We start from the raw sequence: 22,497 nt of genomic DNA on the forward strand, positions 1-22,497 counted from the left end.
CGCGGGCCGTACGGCTCGTACGCGAGAGACGGGAAATGGGAGATGGGCAGCATGGAGGACGAGGAGTCCGCGGCCGTACTGAAGGCGGTCGGGCGACAGATCAAGGCGTGGCGCGAGGCCGCGGGAATGCGGCAGTGCGAGCTGGGTTCCGCGATCGGGTACGGCGAGGAGATGGTCTCGTCGGTCGAGCGCGGACGGCGGGCGCCGAAGCCGGAGTTCCTGGACACGGCGGATGAGGTTCTGGGGGCGGGCGGGAAGCTCGCGGCGATGAAGGAGGACGTGGAGAAGGCCCGGTATCCGAAGAAGGTTCGGGATCTGAAGAAACTGGAGGACGAGGCGGTTGAGCTGGGTGCCTGCGCCAGCCTCCAGATTCATGGTCTGCTGCAGACGCCGGAGTACGCACAGGCTGTGTACGAGTTGAGGCGTCCCGCATACACGGATGAGGAGATCGACCGTCATGTCGCCGCGCGCATGGCGCGTAAGGCCGTCTTCGAACGTGCGCCTCGACCGTCGATCACGTTTGTCCAGGAAGAGGTGGCGCTGCGGCGACCTGTCGGAGGCAGAATGGTGCTGCGGCGACAGCTCGAACACCTGCTGGAGATCGGCGAGTTGCGCCACGTCGAGATTCAGGTGATGCCGACGGACCGGGTGGACCACGCGGGCCTGAGCGGTGCCTTCCGGGTGCTGAAGATGTGGACGGCAAAACACTTGGGTACACGGCGTCCCATCTGCACGGCCGAGTGATCTGCGACCCCCGGGAGGTCCAGATCCTGGAAATGCGTTATGGAATGATCCGGGCCCAGGCGCTCTCACCCCGGGAGTCGCGAGCCTTCATCGAGAAAGTGCTGGGAGAAGAAACATGACCTCCGCGCTGGAGTGGTTCAAGAGCAGCTACAGCGGCAGCGACGAGCCCGACTGCGTCGAGGTCGCCCTGGCCCCCGCCAACCCCACCGTCCACGTCCGCGACTCCAAGGACCAACAGGGCGCACAACTCGACTTCGCCGCAAGCTCGTGGGTGGCGTTCGTCGGCTCCTACTGCGCCGCATAACGCGCCTGGAAGGCGTTCCGCGCCTCGGTGACCCGCGCGAGGCGCGGGGCGAAAAGTGCCGGATCGGCGTCGGGGCTGCGGGACAGGAGGGTCAGCTGGACCGTCAGGTCGGCCAGATCTTCCCAGTCATGGCTCAGGGACAGTCCCTCGGTGATCGCCGAGTCGGCCCGCGACCAGTCGCCCAGGGCACAACCGGCCAGTGCCTGCGCGAATGTGACCGTCGCGTCGACTGGCGTGTCCACCTGCGCGCTCGCCCGCAGCGGAGCATGCCACAGGGGCATTGCCGCCCCCAGCCCCGTCGACATGCTCAGCTTCAGTGCTGACTTGACCTGGACGTCCACCAAGCCGGGCACGCGCATCCACCCACCGACGTTGCGCGCGCGTTCCCACCGCTCGGGCATCGTGTCGACGTACCAGTCCGGCCGCTGGGCCTCGTCGTCGTGACGTCCGCACCAGAACAGCACCTCGGCGGTTCTCCGGCTGGCCCACTCGACCGCTGTTCCTCGTTCGACGCACCGCCCGAGGTCGGCGAGAGCCTGGGGAAGCCGCCCCATGGCGATGCAGGTCTTCGCTCGGGCGACATAGAGGTTCGCCTCGTCCGGGTCGAGGAGGATCGCCTGGTCGAGGTCCCGAAGCGCTTCGAGGTACCGCCCCCGCCGCAGGCGCACGACACCTCTGTTCGCCAGCATGGCCGCGTTGAGCGGGTCCCGTTCCAGCACCCGGTCGAGCTCGGCAGCCGCTTCGTCGTCCACGCTCAGCGAGACCAGGGTCATCATCTTCAATTGACGGCCCAAGTCGTCACCGGGGTGACGCCGCAGCACGAGCTCGCAGTCGGCCAGCGCCTCCACACGGCGGCCGGTGGCGGAATACGCGACGGCCCGCTGGTGCAGTGCCCAGATCCCCGTCGCGCCCTCAACCGAGACGGCACCGTCCAGGTCGGCGAACTGGCCTTCCTCGTCCCCCAGGGAACCGCGCAGGAGCGCACGGTGAACCAGCGCCCAGCTGTAGGCGGGACGCAGTTCGATCGCCCGGTCGAAGGCCGCGCGTGCCTCCGCGTCACGGCCGAGGCGAGCGAGCGCATACCCGCGACCGGCGTACGCGGAGGCGTACTCGGGATCGAGCGCACAGGCACGCGCGAGTTCCTCGGCTGCCTCCTCGTTCCGCCCGGCCAAGCGGTAGAGGTCCCCCCGTTCGGAGGCGATCCACACACTGTCGGGCGCGACCTCCACCGCCCGGTCGAGGTCGGCGAACGCCTCCTCCGGCCGCCCCTGGTCCCGGTGCAGCTTTCCCCGCTGGACCAGGCCCCACAGGTACTCGTCGTCGATCTCCATCGCACGGTCGAAGTCGGCAAGCGCCCCGTCGTGGTCGCCGAGGAAGTACTTGCTGCTCGCCCGGCTGCCCCATGCCTTCTTGTACGTGGGGTCCAAGGCGAGGACCTGGTCGAACACCTCGATGGATTCCTCGAAACGGCGCATGATCCGCAGGGCCTCTCCCCGCTCGAAGATGATCCGCGCGGTGCCCGGGAGCAGTTGGTCGGCTCGATCGAGGTCGGTCAGGGCCGCTGCCGCGTCGCGCCGCCGCGAATGGGCGATGCCGCGTCCGTAGTACGCCTCGACCGACTCGGGGTTCAGCGCCGCGGCCCGGTCGTATTCGGCGAGGGCCGCGTCGTAGTCGCCCGTCTTCCGTAGTTTCCGCCCACGCGCGTTGTACACGTCGGCGCGCGCGGACGCGTCGAGGTCGGCTCGTTCCAGCAGCAGGGCGAGCGCGGACAACTCTCCACACGGCTCCGCCGAGAGCGCGACGAGAAGGTCACGACCCCATCCGCGTAGCGTCTCCGTGTCCGTCTGCTTCCCTACGTCGGACAACACCCGCGCGCAGCCCCGCGCCGCCGCCGTGTCCGCGTCACACGCGTTGACGACGTCCGCGAGGACCCGCCCCAGAGCGTTCCCCGGCCGGGCACACAGCAGGTGGTACAGCTCTTCGAGCCGCAGCTCGCGCCAGGTGTCGCTGAGCCACAGCTCCTCCCTGTCCACCCCCTCCTCCGTCTCGCCCCGCCACCGGCCGAACACCTCCGCGAGCCGTGCGTGTGCCTCCGCCCACTGCCTCGGTGCGCGAGTCCGCTGGAGCCGGAGCATGGCCGTGCGCACGACATCGTGATAGCGGACCCGGCCTTCCCTCTCGGTGACGAACGGCAGCCCGCGCAGCCAGTCGTACGCCCCCTCGGCCTCCCCGTCGTCCACGGCCATCCGGAACACGTCCTCGTCCAGCCACCTCGGCAACGCACACGCCAGCGCGACCGCGCGCCGTGCCGGGTCCCGCTCCCACTTCAGGAAGCGCTCCACGGCCGTAGCGCTGGGGTCACCCACCGCTCCCGCGCCACCGCCCGCGTCCTTGGCCAGCGTCGACACGAGCACCGGAAGCCCCCCGGACAGCCGCAACACCTCCCGTACGACGTCCTCGTCCACCACCTGCTTCGCCGCGAGCAGCTGACGCGCCTCGGACTCCGTGAACGGCTCCAGGGCCAGTTCGGTGACGAAGCCGGCGTAGTCGCCCCAGCGGGCCGGGTCGGGCCCGTGCTGGCCCGCCAGGGTGAGGATCACGTTCGCGGGGAGGGCGCCGTAGCGGTCCGTCGTGACGAGGTCGAGGAGCCAGGCGTCGAGGAAGGGAGCGGTCCGCTCGTAGGTGTCGAAGAAGAGGGCGATCCAGGGGACGTCGGCCGCCACACGGTCCAGTTCCGAGACGAAGACCGGTGTGAGGATCTTCAAGGGCTCAAGCACCAGCTGCACGTCGTCGTGATTGCGAAACCTCGCACTCAGCGCCGCCCTCAACCGATCCGTCCCGTTGGCGACCTGGTTGGGGTCGATCGCCCCCGCGAAGGCGCCCACGACCGGAACCATGCCCAGCCCGATCAGCCCGGCCTGCGTCACCGCCATGCTGCCCGCCGAGGGCGGTGCGGGTGAGCCGGAGTCCGGCCCGGCATCCAGCGCGGCCGACGCCGTCTCCGCCTCATGCCGACGCTGGCGGTAGGCGGCGAGAAGCTTGTCGAGCGCCTTCAACTCGACGCCCTGCCGGGCGAACTGCGCGCTGATCGCCGCCATCGCCTCCGGCGCGCTGTTCACCGTCTCGTCGGTGCAGGCGGTGAGCGCCTTCCGCTGTGTCGCCACGGCCTCCAGCTCGCGCACCAGCGACGACTTGCCCACACCCGCCGTGCCGTGGATGTGGAAGACGAAGCTGTGTCGTTCGTCCTCCGGGGAGGTGTCGAAGTTGCCCCGGAACAGGTCGAGTTCATTGCGGCGCCCGACGAAGCCCGCACGCTTGCGCCGTCCGATCAGCTCCTGCATCGACAGCCGAGCCTGTGCCACCCGTACGTCCCCCTCGTCCCGGATTCCAGCCGCCACCATTCTGGCTCAGCGGATGGCGGAGCGGCAGCGTGCGCCACCACGCTGCGGCGGGGTCTACGCGTCCACCCGCCACCCCAAGGACACCGAGGAGCAGAGCGCAGCCGGAATGGCCCCGGCATTCAGTCCAGCACCGGCAGCAGCTCCGGCAGATGGCCGTCCGAGACCGCCGCCGCGCGTTGCCGTTCCTCCGGGACCTCGCCGTACAGGGTGGTGCGGGGCCTGGCCGGGCGGCCCGCCGCGTCCGCCACCGCGATGAGGTCCTTCACCGACTTGTAGGAGCCGTAGGAGGAGCCCGCCATGCGGGAGATGGTCTCCTCCATGAGGGTGCCGCCGACGTCGTTCGCGCCGGAGCGGAGCATCTCGGCCGCTCCCTCCGTGCCGAGTTTGACCCAGCTGGTCTGGATGTTGGGGATCCAGGGGTGGAGGAGGAGGCGGGCCATGGCGGTGACGGCCCGGTTGTCGCGCATGGTGGGGCCCGGGCGGGAGATGCCCGCCAGGTACACCGGCGCGTTGGTGTGGATGAAGGGGAGGGTCACGAACTCCGTGAAGCCGCCGGTGCGTTGCTGGATACCGGCCAGGGTGCGCAGATGGCCGAGCCAGTGGCGGGGCTGGTCGACGTGGCCGTACATCATCGTCGAGGAGGAGCGGATGCCCAGCTCGTGGGCGGTGGAGATGACCTCGATCCAGGTGGCCGCCGGCAGCTTGCCCTTGGTCAGGACCCAGCGGACCTCGTCGTCCAGGATCTCCGCCGCCGTGCCGGGGACGGAGTCCAGGCCCGCCTCCTTCGCGGCCGTCAGCCACTCGCGGATGGACATGCCGGTCCGGGTCGCGCCGTTCACCACCTCCATCGGGGAGAAGGCGTGGACGTGCATACCGGGGACGCGGGACTTCACCGCCTTCGCGATGTCGAAGTACGCCGTCCCGGGCAGGTCGGGGTGGATGCCGCCCTGCATGCAGACCTCGACCGCGCCGAGGTCCCAGGCCTGCTGGGCCCGGTCGGCGACCTGGTCGAGGGAGAGCGTGTACGCGTCGGCGTCCGTGCGGCGCTGCGCGAAGGCGCAGAAACGGCACCCGGTGTAGCAGACGTTCGTGAAGTTGATGTTCCGGGTGACGATGTACGTGACGTCGTCGCCGACCGCCGCCTTGCGGACGTCGTCCGCGATCCGGCAGAGCGCGTCCAGCGCCGGCCCGTCCGCGTGCAGCAGGGCCAGCGCCTCGTCGTCCGACAGCTTCGTGGGGTCGTCGGCCGCCGTCGCCAGCGCCTGCCTTACGTCCGTGTCGATGCGCTCGGGGGCCATACCGGGCGCCGCCGCCTCACGCAGGGCGCCCCAGTCGCCGTAGACGGAGTCGAAGTCCTCCCGGCGGTCGCCGGTACGGCCCTCGGTGTCGATGGAGGTGTGCAGATCCGTACGGCCGGCGGCGACGAAGACCTCCTCGGGCTCCTGCCACGGGTGCCCCTCGACGACCGCGTCCGGCAGGGCGAGGCCCGTCCCGGGGTCGGCGAGGGCCCTGACGTGCGGCAGGAGGCGCGGGTCGAGCCACGGCTCGCCCCGCGTCACGAACTCCGGGTACACACACAGGCGTTCGCGCAGCTCGAACCCGGCGGCGCGGGACCGCTCGGTGAGTTCCTCGATCTGCGGCCAGGGCCGCTCGGGGTTCACATGGTCGATGGTGAGCGGCGACACGCCGCCCCAGTCGTCGATCCCGGCGGCGATCAGCCGCTCGTACTCGCTGTCGACGAGGTTCGGCGGGGCCTGGACGCAGCCCGACGGGCCCATGATGTGCCGGGCGACGGCCACCGTGGCGACCAGCTCGTCCAGCTCCGCGTCCGGCATGCCGCGCATCGCGGTGTCCGGCTTGGCGCGGAAGTTCTGGATGATCAGTTCCTGGATGCCGTGGTACGCCCGGGACACCTTCCGCAGCGCGAAGAGCGACTCCGCGCGCTCCTCGTACGTCTCCCCGATCCCGATGAGGACTCCGGACGTGAAGGGGACGGAGGAACGGCCCGCGTCCTCCAGGACCCGCAGCCGGACCGCCGGTTCCTTGTCCGGGGAGCCGTGGTGCGGGCCGCCCGGCTCGGACCACAGTCGTGTCGCGGTGGTCTCCAGCATCATCCCCATCGACGGGGCGACGGGCTTGAGCCGCTGGAAGTCCGTCCAGCTCAGCACGCCGGGGTTGAGGTGCGGGAGCAGTCCCGTCTCCTCCAGGATGCGGATCGAGATGGCCCGGACGTACGCGATCGTGTCGTCGTACCCGTGCGCGTCGAGCCACTCGCGCGCCTCCGGCCAGCGGTCCTCCGGCTTGTCGCCGAGCGTGATCAGGGCTTCCTTGCAGCCGAGCGCGGCCCCCTTGCGGGCCACGTCCAGCACCTCGTCCGGCGACATGAACATCCCGTGCCCGGCCCGCCGCAGCTTGCCCGGCACGGTGACGAAGGTGCAGTAGTGGCACTTGTCCCGGCACAGCCGGGTGAGCGGGATGAACACGCTCTTCGAGTACGTGATGACACCGGGGCGGCCGGCCTCCTGGAGGCCCACGTCCCGCACCCGCGCCGCCGACGCGGCCAGATCCTCCAGATCCGCGCCGCGCGCCTGCAGCAGCACCGCCGCCTCGGTCACATCGAGCGCCACACCGTCCCTCGCCCGTTTGAGCGCACGCCGCATGGAGTTCTCGGTCGGGCCGGTGCCGCCGGGGCGCCCGGTGGGGCCGGTTCCGGAGATCGCGGAAGTCGTCATCCGTCGAGCATACGAGCGACAGAAGCAGCCCAGGCAGCCACGGGCAGGCGATGAGGCCGGTTTCCGTTACGCGGTGTAACTGGCGACCTCGCGGCAGGCGCCCCCTGGCTGTTCAACGCTCCGCCGGGGTGGGGGCGCGGCCGAGATCGACCGAGGGAGCGTCCGCGTCCCTCGTCAGCACCTCATCAGCACCTCGTCGACACCTCGTCAGCACCTCGTCAGCACCTCGTCGGCAACCGACGGACCCACGAAGAGCACACCGCACGGCCGGGCCGAATTCCCCTGACGAAAGACCCGCCGACAACCACCCGGTAGTAACTGCTCAGTAATAACTGCCCAATGGCCGATGAGGGTCGGGAATGATCTCGATAATGACCGGTCGGTAATAACCGTCACTCATACAGGGCGGTCCATTCACCCATCCGCCCATCCGCCCATCCGACTCATCCGACTCATCCGACCCATCCGTGCACTTCCTTTGATGGATCGGTGAACGCATGGTGCACAAGTCCGGCAACGGCCGTCGCGCGATGAAGTTACTCGTGCCATAGACGATCTCGAACTTTCTTTTTCTCTCAACTCCCTGTCAAATACGTTTACTTGAACCATCACGCGTGTCACGAGCCGCAGGCGTCGCTGGAGAGGACTGTCCGCCGCGCGCCCGCAAGGTGACCGCGTCCAGGAAGGAACCCCCCACAAGTGACCAGCAAACCCTGGACGTTCAGGGCCGCGGCAACCGGTGTCGCCCTCGCCGCCGTGGCGACGTTCACGAGCTTCACCGTCACCACCACGCAGGCCGCCGAAGACCACACGCCGGCCGCGTCCGCGGATCACCACGACCCGGCCGACGCCCACGCCGCACACGAGCACGACCTCGAAAGCCCGCTGAGCAAGACACAGGCCGCCCAGCGCGAGGAGGCCCTGAAGCAGGTCATATCCGGCGACGCCACGGTCAAGAACCGTGACGGCTCCCAGGTAGTGCGGCTGAAGAGCAAGAAGGGCGACCCCAAGTATGTCGAGCTGGGCCGCGAGAAGACCGACAGGATCTTCACGGTCCTGGTCGAGTTCGGCGACCAGACGGACAGCGCCTACGGCGGCACGCCCGGCCCGCTGCACAACCGGATAGCCAAGCCGGACCGCAAGAAGAACAACACGACGGCCTGGAGGGCCGACTACAACCGGAAGCACTACGAGCAGCTGCTCTTCGGCACGGGCAAGAAGACCGAGTCGATGAAGAAGTACTACGAGAAGCAGTCCTCGGGCCGCTACTCGGTCGAGGGTGAGGTCTCGGACTGGGTCAAGGTCCCCTACAACGAGGCCCGTTACGGCTCGAACAAGTGCCAGCCCGACACCTGCGCCTGGCAGGTCGTCGCGGACGGCGTCACCGCCTGGGCCGAGCAGCAGAAGGCGGCCGGGCGCACGGACGCCGAGATCAAGGCGGAGGCGGCGAAGTTCGACACCTGGGACCGTGGCGACTTCGACGGCGACGGCGACTTCAACGAGCCCGACGGCTACATCGACCACTTCCAGCTCGTGCACGCCGGTGAGGGCGAGGAGGCCGGCGGGGGACCGCAGGGCGAGGACGCCATCTGGTCGCACCGCTGGTACGCGTTCAGCGACGACTGGGACAAGACCGGCCCCGCGGGCAACAAACGCGGTGGCGCCCCGATCGGCGACACCGGCCTCTGGGTCGGCGACTACACGATCATGCCGGAGAACGGCGGCCTCGGTGTCTTCGCCCACGAGTACGGCCACGACCTCGGTCTGCCGGACCACTACGACACCAGCGGCAAGGGTGAGAACTCCACCGGCTCCTGGACCCTGATGTCGGGCGGCTCGTGGCTCGGCCAGAGCAAGACCGAGATCGGTGACCTGCCCGGCGACATGACCGCCTGGGACAAACTGCAGCTCGGGTGGCTGAACTACGACACGGCCAAGGCCGGGAAGAAGTCCACGCACACGCTGGGCGTCGCCGAGTACAACACCGAGGACAAGCAGGCCCTCGTGGTCGAGCTGCCCAAGAAGCGGGTGAACGTCGAGGTCGTGAAGCCCACGGAGGGCTCGCAGCAGTGGTGGAGCGGCAGCGCCGACAACCTGTCCAACACGCTGACCCGTTCCGTCGACCTCACCGGCAGGACCTCCGCGGCGCTGACGCTCGACGGCTGGTGGGACATCGAGAAGGACTACGACTACCTCTACACCGAGGTCTCGACCGACGGCGGCGCCACCTGGACCGCCATCGACGGCACCGCCGACGGCCAGCCGATCAGCCGTGACAGCGGTGACAGGCCGGCCCTGGACGGCACGACGGACGGTTTCAAGAAGCTGTCGTACTCCCTGGACGCCTACGCGGGCCGGAAGATCGACCTGCGCTTCCGCTACCAGACCGACGTGTACGTGGCCCAGAAGGGATTCGTGGCCGACCGGATCACCGTCACGGCCGACGGCTCGCCCCTCTTCTCGGACAACGCCGAGACCGCGGACCCCGCCTGGACGGCAGCCGGCTTCTCCCGCTTCGGCGGCTCCTACACCACGGAGCACGAGCAGTACTACATCGCCGAGAACCGCCAGTACGTGTCGTACGACAAGGCCCTCAAGCTCGCGATCAACTCCACGCGTCCGGGCTGGGTGGAGCGCTACCCGTACCAGAACGGCCTGCTGATCTGGAAGTGGGACACCTCGCAGCAGGACAACAACACCAGCCAGCACCCCGGTGTCGGTCTGCTGCTGCCGGTCGACGCCCACCCGAAGGCCCTGAAGTGGTCCGACGGAGAGCTGGCGGGGAACGACCACCAGACGCACGACTCGACGTTCACCCTGGGCCGCACGGACGCGTTCACGCTGCACTGGGGGAAGAAGGTCACGCTGAAGATCACGTCGAAGAAGGGCGTGTCGACCTTCAACGACCGCACCCACACGTACTACGACAAGAAGAACCCCACGGCCGGAGTCGAGATCACCAACACCAACACCAAGATCACCATCATCAAGGAGGCCAAGGACGGCTCCACGGTCACGCTCCGGGTGGGTCCCGCGGTGAAGTGACCGCGACCGCCTGACGACCGCGCATCGGCCGCGACCTCCGGGAGGTCGCGGCCGATGACGTCCGCGGGCGGAGCCCCGAAAAGGGCGCATGGGGCGCATGGGCGGGGGACCGTGTCGACCACCGCAGCCGGACGGTTTCCGGAACGACATCGGCACCGGGCGCCCCCGCACCTGTCACCCCATCAGCGCTCCATCAGCGCACCGTACGAGTCCAGCACCCCCAGCACCTCGGCCTCCCCCGCCGGAGGCAGCTGCACCACAGCCTCCTCGATCCCCAACTCCGCGTAGTACGCCAGCTTCCCCGCACTCGGCTGCACGGCGTACGGCACCACCTGGAGCGCCGCCGGGTCGCGCCCCGCGTCCGCCCAGGCCGCCCGCAGCACCGGCAACGCCTCCCCCAGCCCCCGCCCCCCGATCGGCAGCCATCCGTCCGCGTACTCGGCGATGTGCGCGAACAGCTTCGGCCCCGCGGCCCCACCGATCAGCGTGCGCGGCCCGACCACCGGCCCGCGCGGCTTCTGCGCCGGCTTCGGATGGGCCTGACTCGCCCGTACGCTCCCGAACTCCCCCTCGTACGCCGTCGGCTCCTCCGCCCACAGCGCCCGCATCAACGCCATCCGGTCCCGCACCAGGTCCCGCCGGGTACGCCACACGACCCCGTGGTCGGCGGCCTCCTCCACGTTCCAGCCGTAGCCGAGGCCGAGGGTGAGGCGGCCGCCGGAGAGGTGGTCGACGGTCGCGATCTGCTTCGCGAGGTCGATCGGGTCGTGCTGGGCGACCAGCGTGATCCCGGTGCCGAGGCCCAGCCGCTCGGTGACGGCGGCGGCCTGGCCGAGTGCGACGAAGGGGTCGAGGGTGCGGCCGTACTCGCGCGGCAGCTCCCCGCCCGCCGGGTACGGCGTCGTCCGCTCGACGGGGATGTGCGTGTGCTCGGGGAGGTAGAGCCCCGCGAAACCGCGTTGCTCCAGCTCGCGGGCGAGCCGGGTCGGAGTGATCGTCTCGTCGGTGAGGAAGATCGTCACGGAGATGCGCATGCGTCATCTCTAACCGCTCCGCCCACGAATGTCCATACCGACCGGTCGGAACCTGATGGCTGACACCGGCGTCCCTCCATGGACCCGACCTCAGTGGGCGGCCAGCCACCCGACGCCGGCGACACCTACGACACCGGCGGCGATCTTGGCGACGGTGGGGTTCCTCTCGCGCACCATGGCCCAGATCGTCGCGGCGGTCACGAGCACCGCGAGCGTGCCGATCGAGCCGCGCAGCAGTCCATGGCTGTACCCGTATGTACCGAAGTGGGCCCTGAGCCAGAACAGCCAGACGAACCTCACGCGTACCCCCGTTCACCGTGTCCGAAATCCGGACACTATCTCACGCATGACGGGGTGTGGCGGGCGTACTGCAGCTCCAGGAGACCGGCTCTTCGTCGCGGTCGGCGGGCACGTCATGACCCGGCGCAACTCGGCCAAGTGGAAACCCGCCGATTCCCCTCCCTTGCCCCGCAGTTCACCACCGAATACGAAGGTGGCACACACACCACGGACCACCCCCGCACCACTCTCGGAACCACCCCGCACCGCCCCGCACCACCCATGCCATGTCCCGCACGACCGACCTGGGGAGCAGCAGCATGTGCGACGACCACCACGGCGACCACGGTGACGGGAACGGACTCGGAAGGCGCGCGCTGTTCGTGACGTCGGCGGCGGCCGCGCTTACGTTGGGAAGCGTGACCTTTGGGACGAGCGGCGCCGAGGCCGCGGACGGCGGCCAGGAGACGAAGACCATCCGGGGGACCCTCCCCACCGGGTCCCCCGATTTCGCGTATCTGCCGGTCGAAGTGCCGCCGGGGGTAAGAGAGTTGAAGGTCTCGTACAGCTACGAGAGGCTGACCGTCCCGGCCGGCACCATGGGCAACGCGCTCGACATCGGTGTCTTCGACGAGCGCGGCACGGAGCTGGGCGGCAAGGGCTTCCGGGGCTGGTCCGGCGGCGCCCGCACGGAGTTCTTCATCCGGGCGGACGAGGCGACTCCGGGCTACCTCCCGGGCCCGGTCCGCCCCGGCACGTGGCACATCGCGCTGGGCCCGTACACGGTGGCACCGGGCGGGCTGCCGTACGAGATCACGATCACCCTGACGTACGGCAGGCCGGCCGCGGCGGTGAAGCCGGTGTACCCGCCGGAGCGGGCCAAGGGGCGGGGCCGGGCCTGGTACCGGGGCGACTGCCATCTGCACTCCTGGTACTCCGACGGCCGCCGTACGCTCGCCGAGCTGGCGGCGCTGGCGCGGGCCGCGGGACTGGACTTCATCAACAGCTCGGAGCACAACACCCCGTCCGCGCACGCCCATTGGGCCGAACACGCCGGTGACGACCTGCTGATCCTGCTGGGCGAGGAGGTCACCACGCGCAACGGCCACGTGGTGGCGCTCGGCATCGACCCGGGGACGTTCGTCGACTGGCGGTACCGGGCGCGGGACAACCGGTTCGGCAAGTACGCCCGGCAGATCCGGCGCGCCGGGGGCCTGGTCGTCCCGGCCCATCCGCACGCCACCTGCATCGGCTGCAACTGGAAGTTCGGCTTCGGCGAGGCGGACGCGGTGGAGGTGTGGAACGGGGCGTACTCGCCGGAGGACGAGGTGGCGCTCGCCGACTGGGACGGCATGCTCGTGGCGGCCGTGCGCGAGGGCCGCCAGGGGTGGATCCCGGCGATGGGCAACAGCGACGCCCACCGCGACCCCGACCCGGTCGGCCGCCCCCAGACGGTCGTCCTCGCCGACGACCTGACCAGGGAGGCCATCCAGGAGGGGCTGCGGGCCGGACGCTCGTACGTCGCCGAGTCCAAGGACGTGTCCGTGTCCTTCACGGCCTCCGGGGCGCGCGGCGAGCACGCGGGCATCGGCGAGCGGCTGCCGGTGGACGCCGACACGCCGGTCACCGTCCGCCTGGAGGCGACGGGCTCCCCGGACTGCACCCTCCGCTTCGTCACCGACCAGGGCGTCCTGTTCACCTCGGCCGCGCTTCCCGCGTCCGGCACCGGGTCCGCGGAGTGGCGTACGACGGCCTCGTACGCGGCGTACGTACGTGCCGAGGTCCGCCACCCGCCGATCGTCCCGGGCTTCCCCGGCCCGCTGGCGGCCTTCACGAACCCGATCTTCCTTGGGCGGCGATAAGGCGGTGACATCGGTCGGCGACTTCGGACGGCGACAACGGTCGGCGACTTCGGCTGGCGCCATCGCCCGGCGACAACGGCCAGTGACATCGGTCGGCGACAACGGTCAGCGACATCGGTCGGCGACAACGGTCAGCGACAGGGCGCGATAGCAGCCAGCTGGAAGGTCCGGCGAACGTAGGGGGAACCCGCGTACGGAATAGCTGTGTTGGGCCTTAGGTTTGGCTCGACACAACACGTGCGTCCGTACCTCCGTACGCGTGACGCACCTGCACGGCCAAGGAGACGGCGCCCATGACCGATCACGCGACCACGCCCGACCCGGCGGTGGCTCCGGCGGCGAAGGAGAAGGTCGACACTTCGGTGCCCGCCTCCGCCCGCATCTGGAACTACTGGCTCGGCGGCAAGGACAACTACGCGGTGGACGAGGCGGCCGGCGACGCGTACGCCGGCGCCTTCCCCGGCATCGTGACCATCGCCCGCAGCAGCCGCGCGTACCTGCGGCGCAGCATCCGGCATCTGGTGGAGGTGGAGGGCGTCCGGCAGTTCCTGGACGTCGGCACCGGTCTGCCCACGGCCGACAACACCCACCAGGTCGCCCAGCGCAGCGCGCCGGAGTCGAGGATCGTCTACGTCGACAACGACCCGATGGTCCTCGCGCACGCCCGCGCGCTGCTGTACTCCGCCCCCGAGGGGGCCACCGCGTACGTGGACGCCAGCCTCTACGACACGGACCGCGTCCTGGAGGCCGCGGCCGCGACGCTGGACCTGTCCCGGCCCACGGCTCTGATCCTCAGCGGCATCCTCGGCCACGTCCGCGACTACGAGGAGGCCCGCGACATCGTCCGCCGCCTCCTCGACGGCCTCCCCTCCGGCAGCTACCTCAACATCAACGAGGGCTCCCGGGGCACCGATCCCGACTACGAGCGCGCCCAGGACGCCTACAACGAGACCGGCGCCGTCCCGTACTTCCTCCGCCCCATCGACCAGATCACCGGCTACTTCGACGGCCTCGACCTGATCGACCCCGGCATCGTCTCCGTACCGCTGTGGCGCCCGGACGACACGGCGGCGGGCGAGCCGAAGCCGATCGGGCAGCACGGGGGGTTGGGCAGGAAGCCGTAGGTTTTCCGGGGGTGGGCGACCGGGGGTTTCAGTGGCCCCCGGCCCCGCCGTCACGCACGTCGTCGTCCGCTCCATCCGATCCGTTCGCTCCGTCGGTCAGGTCGGCCACGACCGCCATGTGGTCGGAGGGCCATACGCCGTCGACGGGGGCGTCGCCCGCCCTCCGTACGGCGCGCACGTGCCCGATTCCGCCGGCGCCCGGCGGCCCGACGTGGATGTAGTCGACCCGCACGCTCGGCCCGAACGACTTGGCGACGTACGGGTTCGCGATGTCCCAGGTGGCCGACGGCGCTCCCGGCTCGGCGTACTCCCAGACGTCGAAGAAGCACTGCCCGGGTACGGCGGGCGCGGTCTTGTACCCGCCGAGCAGCCGGACCTCGTCGGAGTCGGGCCAGGCGTTGAAGTCCCCGGTGATCACGGGCGGGTGGGCGCCTCGGCCCCGGTGGCGGGCGACGAACTCGACCAGCGCGGTGACCTGGCGGCAGCGCACCGCGGACGCGTCGGTCGCGGAGCTGAGGTGGGCGGTGAAGAAGGGGACGGGTGCCGCCGGTGCGTCGAGGAGGGCATAGAGGGCGCCGCGCCCGCTGTCGCCCTCTCCCGTCGGCAGCCCGATGGTGTCCCGCTCCAGCACGGGCCACCGGCTCAACACGGCGTTACCGATCCCGACGCTCGGGTCCCCGATCCGCCGCTGCCAGCGCGCGGGGTCGCCGTACGTGCCCCAGGCCCAGTGCATACCGAGTTCCCCGGCGAGCCACCCGGCCAGGTTCTCCCGGTTCGCCGTATCCGCCGGGTTCGCTGCGGTGGCCGTACCCGCTGCGGTCGTCGTGTTCGCGGCATTCGCCGTATCCGCCGCGCTCACCACACCCGCCGCCGCGTCTGCCCCCGCGTCTGCCGCGTCTGCCGAGTGCTCTCCGCCCTGCTCCCAGACCTCCTGCAACCCGACCACGTCGGGCCGCAGTTCACGCAGCACGGCGAGGATCGCCTTCTGCCGCTCCTGCCACGGCCCGAACCTCCACCACAGATTCCATGTCACGACCCGCACCGGCCACCCACCGCCTTCGCCCCGTAACCCCGTACCCGATCCTGTAATCCGTACCTCCCACACCCCGAGGAGAACCACGCCGATGTCCCGCAGTGCGGACCACGCGAACCATCCGGGCCACGCCGGCCTCAAGCAACGCGTCGTCACGGCCTTCCAGCGCCGTGTCGCCAACCCGGTCCTCCGCCGCGTACCGCTCCAGACGGTTCTGGAGACCACCGGCCGCACCTCCGGCCTCCCCCGCCGCACCCCCATCGGCGGGCGCCGCGTCGGCACCACGTTCTGGCTGGTCTCCGAGTACGGCGAGAAGTCCCACTACATCCGCAACATCAAGGCCGACCCCTCGGTCCGCGTCCGCATCCGGGGCCACTGGCACGAGGGCACGGCCCACCTCCTCCCGGACGACGACGCGGTGGCCCGCCTGCGCACCCTGCCCCGCATGAACAGCGCGGCGGTACGGGTGCTGGGGGCGGAGCTGCTGACGGTACGGGTGGACCTGCGCGGCTAATGCGCTGTGCCGGCACCGGCGCCGGGCCCGCGGGTTGATCGGTCAGGGAGCCTTGGTGGAGCTTCTTCCTCAGGGTGGCGTTTCAGAACACCTCTCCCACCCGGACGGTCCATCTCGCGCCACTCCGGCCGCAGTCCTGCCAGGTTCGTGGTGAGGAAGTACGTGGCCCCGCAGACGAGCAGTACCGGCACCAGTCCGACGGAGGCCACCGCCGCCCCGGCGATCAGCCCACCGAGCGGGATTCCTGCCCAGGCCAACGAGTCGCGGAGCGCGTTGACCCGGCCCAGCATCCGGCGGGGCACCCGTTCGAGGAGGACGACCCCGATCACCGGGTTGAGGAAGCCCGCACCGAATCCACTGACGGCGAAGACGGCCAGCACCGCTCCCAACGGGGCGTCGACGGCGAGGATCAGGAATCTCGGGGCCCCGGCCAACAGGAACCCGGTGAAGAACACGACCCTGCGCCGCAGCCGGTGTGCGGCCACCGCGGCGATCAGGCTCCCGGCAACCGCCGCGGCTCCCATCGCGCTGCCTGTGAGGCCGATCGCGGTCGGCCCGTTGCCGGACTCCTTGGCCCAGACGGGCAGGAGAACCGTCATGAACGCCGCATCGAGCAGGTTGGTGATGCCCACCATGATGATGACGATGAGCAGCAGCGGCTCGGTGCGCAGGAAGGTGAGGCCTTCACCGAAGCGTTTCCAGTAGCCCGCTTTCGTCTCTTCCGCCTGCGACGAGGCGCCCTCGGCCGGCTCTCCCATACGGCGGGGCAGCGCCAGGGCGATGATCACCGATCCGAGAGCGAAGCAGCCTGCGTTGACGACGAGACCTGTCAAGGGGCCGAGCAGTGCCACCAAGGAACCGCCGACCGCCGGGCCGACGGTGGAGGCGAGCCGCTCGGTCGCGCCGGACAGGCCGGTGGCCCGCTCCAGCGGCACCCCACAACGCTCAGCCGCTTCCGGGACCATGACTTCCTTGGCCAGGTCGCCGGGTCCACGGGCGGCGCCGATCACCGCGACGAGGGCCAGCAGAAGCGGAAAGGACAGCAGGTGCAGGGCGTGCAGTAAGGGGACGGCGGCGGCAGCGGTTGCGCTGACGAGGTCCGTCGTCCAGGAAACGATCCGTGGGCCGGCCCGGTCCACCAGTGGTCCGGTGAACGCCTTGACCACCACGTAGGGAGCCATCTCGAAGAAGGCGACCAGCCCGGTCTGGGTGGCGCTGCCGGTCGTGACCAGGACGAACCAGGGCAGCGCGACCGCCGAGATCCGCGTACCGGTCAGCGACACGGCTATGGCCGCCAGCACCCCACCGAGGGGCCGTAAGGACCGCCTTGTGGACATGCTGTCGGCGCCTAAGCCGTCCCGTGTCACGACGTCTCCGTTCCGGTCACGGCCTCAGAACCGGAGTGGGCCGCCGACGGGGCGGGCGCATCCAGTTCCGGCAGGAACTGCGTGATGACGCCGACCCGCTCGGCTCCCTCCGGGGCACTCGCCGCCGCCTCGGGCGTATCTCTCCGGTACCGGGCGATGACGGCCCGCAACTCCTGCCGCAAGGCGACGGCCTCTTCGGGTGTGAGCCGCAAGGCCAAGTCGCTCATGTCGAAGGTGTCCCGCCACGCGCGGGGCATCGTCTGCAACTCGTTCAGCGTCTGCTGGGTGCGCAAGGTGTAGGTGGCGGCGACGGATTGCAGGAAGGCCAAGGTGGCCTCGGGCTCCCGATCGACCAGCTCCCGGTCGTTGAGCTCCGTCATCTGATGCACGGAACGCCACCAGCGCTCTCGCGCGTTGCCCCGCCCGGCGTCCTCCTCAACGAAACCGGCCGCGCCGAGCTGGCGCAGGTGGTAGCTGGCCGTCCCGGAATTCACGCCCAGCCGCTCCGCGAGACGGGTAGCTGTCGATGGGCCGTACTTCCGCAGCAGTCCAACCAGCTGCACGCGCACCGGATGCGCCATGGCACGCAGCCCCTTGGCATCCAGAACAACGGAGTCCTCTTCAACCTTGGGGCCCTCTGGCCTCTTCATCGCGTCGGTCACACCGCACAGGCTAAACCGCGAAGAGTCCTTCGCGAAGAGTCCTTCGCAAAGAACTCTTCGCGGTCTGCTTCGCGCGCGAGATACCGTTGCTCATCCATCGACCGATCGATGAGCAGGAAATTGCGGTCCGAGCAGGGCGGCCGCGCGGGGATCACGGAGCCTGACACAGCCGATGCCCGCCGGCCGCCTCACAGCGCCGACCGGGGCCGTCGCCGTCTCCTGCGACCGCCGGCAGCGCCAGGTCTCCGGCGACACCGGCACCGAGCCGGCGAGCGAGCAGGCACTCCGGCCGCCTGGACAGAGATCGGGCCGGCACCGCGCCGCCGGGACGCCCGTCATCCGGCCTACGAACGGCCGTCAGGGTCCAGCTCCTCCCGCCAGAGCGTCTGCCACAAACAGCGGTTGCGGGACAGCCCTTGGCCCTGTCAGGTGTCCTCGGGCTCCAGCTCGAAGGTGAAGTAGATGCTCAGCGTGTAGGGCTCGTCCTCGTCGTGTGCGAAGTCCCATGACACGTCCACGAGGAAGACGTCGTGCTCCCCCACCCACTCATGGGCCTTCCTGAAGGCGTCCGCGGCGGTCGTGGCGGGAAACAGCTTCCTCGCCATGGGATGCACCTGGGACTCGGCGTCCGTGTCGTCGAAGCCCTCCGGAACGGCCAGGCAGAGATTGGGATCGGGATCGGGTTTCATGGAGTACGCCCTTTCCGGTCGGTCGCCGGTACGAGTCGGGCGGAGGCCGACCCTCCGATCACGACGCCGGGTAAGACCGCCGCACCCCCGGCAGGGTTGCTTCAGCCCACCGCGGCCCCGCAGTCCACCCACAACAACTTCCCGCCCCGCGAGACGCCGAGGTCGCGCAGGACGGACACTCCCCGATCCTCGGAGCAGGCCCGCACGAGACACAGCCCCCGACCGCGCTCCGAGTCGGCGTGGACATCGACGCGCTCGCCCTTGCCCTCGAACCCGGCCGGCACCCGCCAGTCCCGGTCCCACACCCCCACCCGCAACCGCCCGCCGATCTCCACCACCCGCAGGGCGTACTCCCTCGTGGTGTGCTGGTGGGCGTTCGTCAGCAACTCCGTGGCCAACAGCTCTGCCACCGGGCGGAGTTCATCCAGGTCATGGGCTGCCAGCACGGCCCGCAGGGTGGCACGTCCCACGCCGGGGGAGCGCGGGTCGCGGGGAAGGCGCAGCGTGTAGTCGAGCGACGGCGATACGGTGGCCATGAAAGTCTCCGGTCACTGAGGGGAGTTGGATCGTGTCGTTGAGCAGTCGAAGTCGGGGTCGAGCAGTACCCAGTGGCCGTCGCCGCTCCGTCGAGCGGGGCACTTCTGGGTGGGGCGCCTGGAAATAAAATAGAGCCCACGCAAGTAACTTTTGATGAATCCGCGAAAACTTCGACAAGCTTCCCTCGTGTGGGTGATACCCCAGTCGGTCCTGAACAAGAGGAGTTCGCATGCCCCCGAAGCCCGTGGCGTCCGCCCGCCGCCTCCGGCTGGCTGTCGAGCTGCGCAAAATGCGCGAACGAGCGGGTATGACCGCCACCGAGGCAGCACGGCACCTCGGCATCGGCCAGGGCCAACTCAGCAACATCGAGTCGGCCCGGTTCGGTGTCAGCCCCGATCGGCTTCGAGCGATGGCCCGCGCCTACTCATGTGCGGACCAGGCCTTCGTTGAGGCCCTGGTCGACATCTCGACCGACAAGTCACGCGGCTGGTGGGAGACGTTTCGCGAAGTGCTCCCGCCCACGCTCCTGAACATCGCCGAGTTGGAGCATCACGCGACCGCGCTCTGTTCGGCCAACACGGCACACGTGCCCGGACTGCTGCAGATCACCGACCATGCTCGCGAAATCTTCCGGCAGGTGGTTCCCGAGTTCTCCCGTTCCGAGATCGAGCACCGGGTGAGTCACCGTCTCCAGCGTCAAGCGCTACTGGACCACAACGACGCGGTGCCGTTCCGCGCGATCATCCACGAAGCCGCACTACGTGTGCCGGTGGGCGGCCCCTCCGTCGCCAAACGTCAGTTGGATCACATCGTGGAACAGAGCGAACAGGCGCACATCACCGTGACGGTGATCCCGTTCGCCATCGGCGCCTACCCCGGTTCCGGGCAGAACATCTTCTACGCGTACGGGCCCGTCCCCCAACTCGACACGGTTTCACTGGATCAGTCTCACGGGCCTGTACTCGTGGACGCGGAAGCCCAGTTGGAGACCTACCGCATGCTGCTGGACCGTATGGAACAAGCAGCCCTCAAGCCGTCGAAATCGCGCGACTTCATCCACAACCTCGTCCACGACCTGTGAAGGGTAAAAGCCATGCCTGCCTACGCCTGGCAGAAGTCGTCCTACTGCGGCCAGGGCGAATCCTGCGTCCACGTCGCCGCCATGCAGAAGTCCTCGCACTGCCAAGAAGGCGAAGCCTGCGTCCACATATCCGCCGACCCCACCACCATCCGCCTCATCGAGTCCGCCGACCCCACCCAAGCCGTACTCGACGCCGCCCCCTCTGCCTTCGGCGCCCTGCTGCGCTCGCTGAAGGAACTCCCACGTCGCGACTGACATCCTCCGCGTACTGGTGGGCTCCCGTGTTCAACTGTCGCCGGAGCTGGTGGAGTTCAACGGGGCGAGGGACCACGTCCACAGACCCGACCGACACGGGACGCAAACGCTGGACCATGCACTGGAAGGCCGCGCTCCAAGCCTTCGACATCACCTTCGACGGCCGGCTCACCGCCGGACACCGCTGAACAAAACCGAGGGTGTCGGCGAGGTCGGCTGGGTAGGCCGGGGGCTTCATGAAGCGCGTGCAGAAGGGGCCCTGCCAGTGCCGGGGCCCCTTCTCAAAGCTGGGCAGGACGTGGACCTGCGACTCGCGCTTAGTTGCGGGCTACCAAGCTACGCAACCCGTGTCGGGGGCGTTCAGCCTGGGTGGTGGCCGACTGTGACAGGAAGTTATGAAGCAGCGATTTACGTGCTGGGATCCTCTGCCAGAATCGCGTCTCGAATTACTTCGAAACTGGACTCCGCTTCTGGGTCACGTTCCATCATGCGCTCCCAGAAGTCGCCTGCAATCCATTCCCTCGGCCCGAGGCTCAAACCACCCCGGCGGTTGATCTCCACACTCCACTGGGAAGGGATGACGTCCGACACTTGATCGAAGCACTTCCCACTGTACAGGCCAGCGAGTTCACCCGACGAGTCCTCGATTCGCAGCGAGGAAGAACCGTCGCTACTCACATGCAGTTCGAGCACGACGTACTCCCGGCCGGGGGTGAGGTGGTACCTGCCGTCGACGGGATTGGGCGGTGAATCCGGAGAACCCAAATAGCGAACTCTCACCTTCTCTCCCCTCCACCCAGCTTGATCTTGTAGTCGCATCAGTAGATTTCTTCGGTCACTTCATTCTTGTAGAAATAAACGTGCGTCGCGCCGTCGTAACAGTGCACGATTCCATACAACGGGCACGGGGAGGTCGCCTCCCCGGGCCCGTTGTATGCAGGGGCGAGGGTCAGATGTCCCCGGGCGCTGTGGCGGTGAGCCGGTCGGCGGCTTCGGCATCGGTCATGATCAGCATCTGCGGCTGGTGGGCGGTGCCGTCTTGGACGACGTGAACGTGACCCGGATGGGCACTACAACTCGCACAACTCTCCCAGATCCCCAAAGGTCCCAGTCAGACAGAAATTCTGAACAATATCCCAGGCGTGGTCGACGGCTGCCGTGTAGAGGTGCCGGAACTCGCCGCCCTGCTCGCCGCGGTCGTAGAGGATGCCGAGTTCCCGGTAGGTGTCCAGCTCGCCGGGGGTGAACTCGTAGCGGGCGTCGAGGTCGTCGTAGTAGTGGCGGGGATCTGGAGCAGTCGCGTGCCGGCTGTGCGGAGTCGGCGGGCGGTGGCGGCGATGTCGTCGGCGGCGAGTGAAACGTGTTCGTCGCCCGCGACCTCAGACGCGTCTGCGTCGCCCACGAGGAGAGCCCGCACCCTCTGCGCCACGTCGTCGACATCGGTGACGAGCAGCCCTTGTGGGCCGGCGCCTCCTCCAAGATCCTCCTGCGGGACGCCTCCGACACCCTGCTGCGCCGCGTCGCCGCCTCCTCCCCGCACGGCGAGGCGTACGCGGACGAACTGCGCACGCGAGCGCAGGAGGCGGTGCATCACGGCTACGCGGTCAGCAGCAGCGAGTGGGACGAGGGCCCGACCGCGGTCGCCGTCCCGGTCACCGGCCTCTCCGGCAAGGTCATCGCCTCCCTCTCCGTCAGCGGCCCCAGCCACCGCTTCCCCTACGACGCGGTCGAGCGGTTCGCGGCCGACCTCTGCGAAGCGGCGGGGCTCATCTCCGATCAGGGGTTCAGCCACCCGCTCGGGCCGAACCACTGAACCCGCCTCGGCCGGCCCGTC

18 protein-coding genes and 1 pseudogene are annotated in these 22,497 nt (G+C 69.4%); 9 read left to right on the forward strand and 10 right to left on the reverse strand.

The window, feature by feature from the left end; all coding sequences use genetic code 11:
* Positions 1–51: 51 nt before the first annotated feature.
* Positions 52–863, forward strand: a pseudogene (locus OG272_RS21905) (helix-turn-helix transcriptional regulator).
* The gene (locus OG272_RS21910) at positions 860–1,048 is read left to right on the forward strand and encodes a DUF397 domain-containing protein (RefSeq protein ID WP_327729189.1); all 189 of its coding nucleotides are present in this window, start codon (positions 860–862) and stop codon (positions 1,046–1,048) included. Before OG272_RS21905 ends, OG272_RS21910 begins: the two are co-directional and overlap by 4 nt.
* Here OG272_RS21910 and OG272_RS21915 read toward each other — a convergent pair.
* Positions 1,033–4,449, reverse strand: a complete 3,417-nt coding sequence (locus tag OG272_RS21915; protein WP_327729188.1) for a tetratricopeptide repeat protein — start codon at positions 4,447–4,449, stop codon at positions 1,033–1,035. The two genes, OG272_RS21910 and OG272_RS21915, sit on opposite strands and share 16 nt — an antisense overlap.
* A gap of 119 nt (positions 4,450–4,568) precedes the next feature.
* Positions 4,569–7,181 carry a bifunctional FO biosynthesis protein CofGH gene (locus tag OG272_RS21920; protein ID WP_327729187.1) on the reverse strand — a complete coding sequence of 871 codons (2,613 nt, stop codon included), beginning with the start codon at positions 7,179–7,181 and terminating at the stop codon, positions 4,569–4,571.
* Between the two features lie 699 nt (positions 7,182–7,880).
* Between OG272_RS21920 and OG272_RS21925 the strand changes: the two genes are divergently transcribed.
* A complete protein-coding gene (locus OG272_RS21925) occupies positions 7,881–10,226 on the forward strand; it encodes an immune inhibitor A domain-containing protein (protein WP_405894561.1) in 2,346 nt (781 codons plus the stop codon).
* A gap of 182 nt (positions 10,227–10,408) precedes the next feature.
* Here the strand turns inward: OG272_RS21925 and OG272_RS21930 are convergent, their stop codons facing one another.
* Both OG272_RS21930 and OG272_RS21935 read right to left on the reverse strand, forming a co-directional pair.
* Positions 10,409–11,260, reverse strand: coding sequence for an LLM class F420-dependent oxidoreductase (locus OG272_RS21930; RefSeq protein WP_327729184.1), 852 nt, complete (start codon positions 11,258–11,260; stop codon positions 10,409–10,411).
* 90 nt (positions 11,261–11,350) lie between these two features.
* A complete protein-coding gene (locus OG272_RS21935; protein ID WP_328223352.1) occupies positions 11,351–11,560 on the reverse strand; it encodes a hypothetical protein in 210 nt (69 codons plus the stop codon).
* A gap of 299 nt (positions 11,561–11,859) precedes the next feature.
* Here OG272_RS21935 and OG272_RS21940 point away from each other — a divergent pair, with 299 nt between their 5' ends.
* Together OG272_RS21940 and OG272_RS21945 are read left to right on the forward strand one after the other, a co-directional pair.
* Positions 11,860–13,401 (forward strand): CehA/McbA family metallohydrolase, encoded by a 1,542-nt coding sequence (locus tag OG272_RS21940; protein ID WP_328224703.1) that lies wholly within the window; start codon positions 11,860–11,862, stop codon positions 13,399–13,401.
* 293 nt (positions 13,402–13,694) lie between these two features.
* Positions 13,695–14,525 (forward strand): SAM-dependent methyltransferase, encoded by an 831-nt coding sequence (locus OG272_RS21945; protein ID WP_327729182.1) that lies wholly within the window; start codon positions 13,695–13,697, stop codon positions 14,523–14,525.
* Positions 14,526–14,553: 28 nt separating this feature from the next.
* On the opposite strand, the gene OG272_RS21950 is transcribed toward OG272_RS21945, so the two are convergent.
* The gene (locus OG272_RS21950) at positions 14,554–15,567 is read right to left on the reverse strand and encodes an endonuclease/exonuclease/phosphatase family protein (RefSeq protein WP_327729180.1); all 1,014 of its coding nucleotides are present in this window, start codon (positions 15,565–15,567) and stop codon (positions 14,554–14,556) included.
* A gap of 82 nt (positions 15,568–15,649) precedes the next feature.
* Between OG272_RS21950 and OG272_RS21955 the strand changes: the two genes are divergently transcribed.
* Positions 15,650–16,072: a nitroreductase/quinone reductase family protein gene (locus OG272_RS21955; RefSeq protein ID WP_327729179.1), complete on the forward strand. Its 423-nt coding sequence runs from the start codon at positions 15,650–15,652 to the stop codon at positions 16,070–16,072.
* Here the strand turns inward: OG272_RS21955 and OG272_RS21960 are convergent.
* From OG272_RS21960 to OG272_RS21975, 4 genes are all read right to left on the reverse strand, one after another.
* Positions 16,069–17,409 (reverse strand): MFS transporter, encoded by a 1,341-nt coding sequence (locus tag OG272_RS21960; RefSeq protein WP_327729178.1) that lies wholly within the window; start codon positions 17,407–17,409, stop codon positions 16,069–16,071. The two genes, OG272_RS21955 and OG272_RS21960, sit on opposite strands and share 4 nt — an antisense overlap.
* Before the next feature lie 26 nt (positions 17,410–17,435).
* Positions 17,436–18,089 (reverse strand): winged helix-turn-helix domain-containing protein, encoded by a 654-nt coding sequence (locus OG272_RS21965; protein WP_326585771.1) that lies wholly within the window; start codon positions 18,087–18,089, stop codon positions 17,436–17,438.
* A 437-nt stretch (positions 18,090–18,526) separates the two neighbouring features.
* Positions 18,527–18,790, reverse strand: coding sequence for a hypothetical protein (locus OG272_RS21970; RefSeq protein ID WP_327729177.1), 264 nt, complete (start codon positions 18,788–18,790; stop codon positions 18,527–18,529).
* Positions 18,791–18,891: 101 nt separating this feature from the next.
* Entirely contained in the window at positions 18,892–19,326 is a 435-nt protein-coding gene (locus OG272_RS21975) for an ATP-binding protein (protein WP_326582055.1), read from the reverse strand.
* Positions 19,327–19,556: 230 nt separating this feature from the next.
* Here OG272_RS21975 and OG272_RS21980 point away from each other — a divergent pair, with 230 nt between their 5' ends.
* Both OG272_RS21980 and OG272_RS21985 read left to right on the forward strand, forming a co-directional pair.
* Positions 19,557–20,408, forward strand: a complete 852-nt coding sequence (locus tag OG272_RS21980; RefSeq protein ID WP_327729175.1) for a helix-turn-helix transcriptional regulator — start codon at positions 19,557–19,559, stop codon at positions 20,406–20,408.
* 12 nt (positions 20,409–20,420) lie between these two features.
* Complete coding sequence (locus OG272_RS21985) at positions 20,421–20,663, forward strand: DUF397 domain-containing protein (protein ID WP_327729174.1); 243 nt, start codon at positions 20,421–20,423, stop codon at positions 20,661–20,663.
* A gap of 408 nt (positions 20,664–21,071) precedes the next feature.
* Here the strand turns inward: OG272_RS21985 and OG272_RS21990 are convergent, their stop codons facing one another.
* Complete coding sequence (locus tag OG272_RS21990; RefSeq protein WP_327729173.1) at positions 21,072–21,356, reverse strand: hypothetical protein; 285 nt, start codon at positions 21,354–21,356, stop codon at positions 21,072–21,074.
* 667 nt (positions 21,357–22,023) lie between these two features.
* Here OG272_RS21990 and OG272_RS21995 point away from each other — a divergent pair.
* A complete protein-coding gene (locus tag OG272_RS21995) occupies positions 22,024–22,476 on the forward strand; it encodes an IclR family transcriptional regulator C-terminal domain-containing protein (RefSeq protein WP_328223359.1) in 453 nt (150 codons plus the stop codon).
* The last annotated feature ends 21 nt before the right edge of the window (positions 22,477–22,497 follow it).

This window comes from Streptomyces sp. NBC_00104 (genome assembly GCF_045160825.1).
In the GTDB taxonomy this organism is placed as follows: domain Bacteria; phylum Actinomycetota; class Actinomycetes; order Streptomycetales; family Streptomycetaceae; genus Streptomyces.

Excerpts from the sequence above, each read along its gene's own strand:
- OG272_RS21940 (WP_328224703.1), top strand. The coding sequence starts at position 11,860 with ATGTGCGACGACCACCACGGCGACCACGGTGACGGGAACGGACTCGGA.
- OG272_RS21975 (WP_326582055.1), bottom strand. The coding sequence starts at position 19,326 with ATGGCCACCGTATCGCCGTCGCTCGACTACACGCTGCGCCTTCCCCGC.
- OG272_RS21955 (WP_327729179.1), top strand. The coding sequence starts at position 15,650 with ATGTCCCGCAGTGCGGACCACGCGAACCATCCGGGCCACGCCGGCCTC.
- OG272_RS21980 (WP_327729175.1), top strand. The coding sequence starts at position 19,557 with ATGCCCCCGAAGCCCGTGGCGTCCGCCCGCCGCCTCCGGCTGGCTGTC.
- OG272_RS21910 (WP_327729189.1), top strand. The coding sequence starts at position 860 with ATGACCTCCGCGCTGGAGTGGTTCAAGAGCAGCTACAGCGGCAGCGAC.
- OG272_RS21920 (WP_327729187.1), bottom strand. The coding sequence starts at position 7,181 with ATGACGACTTCCGCGATCTCCGGAACCGGCCCCACCGGGCGCCCCGGC.
- OG272_RS21930 (WP_327729184.1), bottom strand. The coding sequence starts at position 11,260 with ATGCGCATCTCCGTGACGATCTTCCTCACCGACGAGACGATCACTCCG.
- OG272_RS21960 (WP_327729178.1), bottom strand. The coding sequence starts at position 17,409 with ATGTCCACAAGGCGGTCCTTACGGCCCCTCGGTGGGGTGCTGGCGGCC.
- OG272_RS21945 (WP_327729182.1), top strand. The coding sequence starts at position 13,695 with ATGACCGATCACGCGACCACGCCCGACCCGGCGGTGGCTCCGGCGGCG.
- OG272_RS21970 (WP_327729177.1), bottom strand. The coding sequence starts at position 18,790 with ATGAAACCCGATCCCGATCCCAATCTCTGCCTGGCCGTTCCGGAGGGC.
- OG272_RS21985 (WP_327729174.1), top strand. The coding sequence starts at position 20,421 with ATGCCTGCCTACGCCTGGCAGAAGTCGTCCTACTGCGGCCAGGGCGAA.
- OG272_RS21965 (WP_326585771.1), bottom strand. The coding sequence starts at position 18,089 with ATGAAGAGGCCAGAGGGCCCCAAGGTTGAAGAGGACTCCGTTGTTCTG.
- OG272_RS21915 (WP_327729188.1), bottom strand. The coding sequence starts at position 4,449 with ATGGTGGCGGCTGGAATCCGGGACGAGGGGGACGTACGGGTGGCACAG.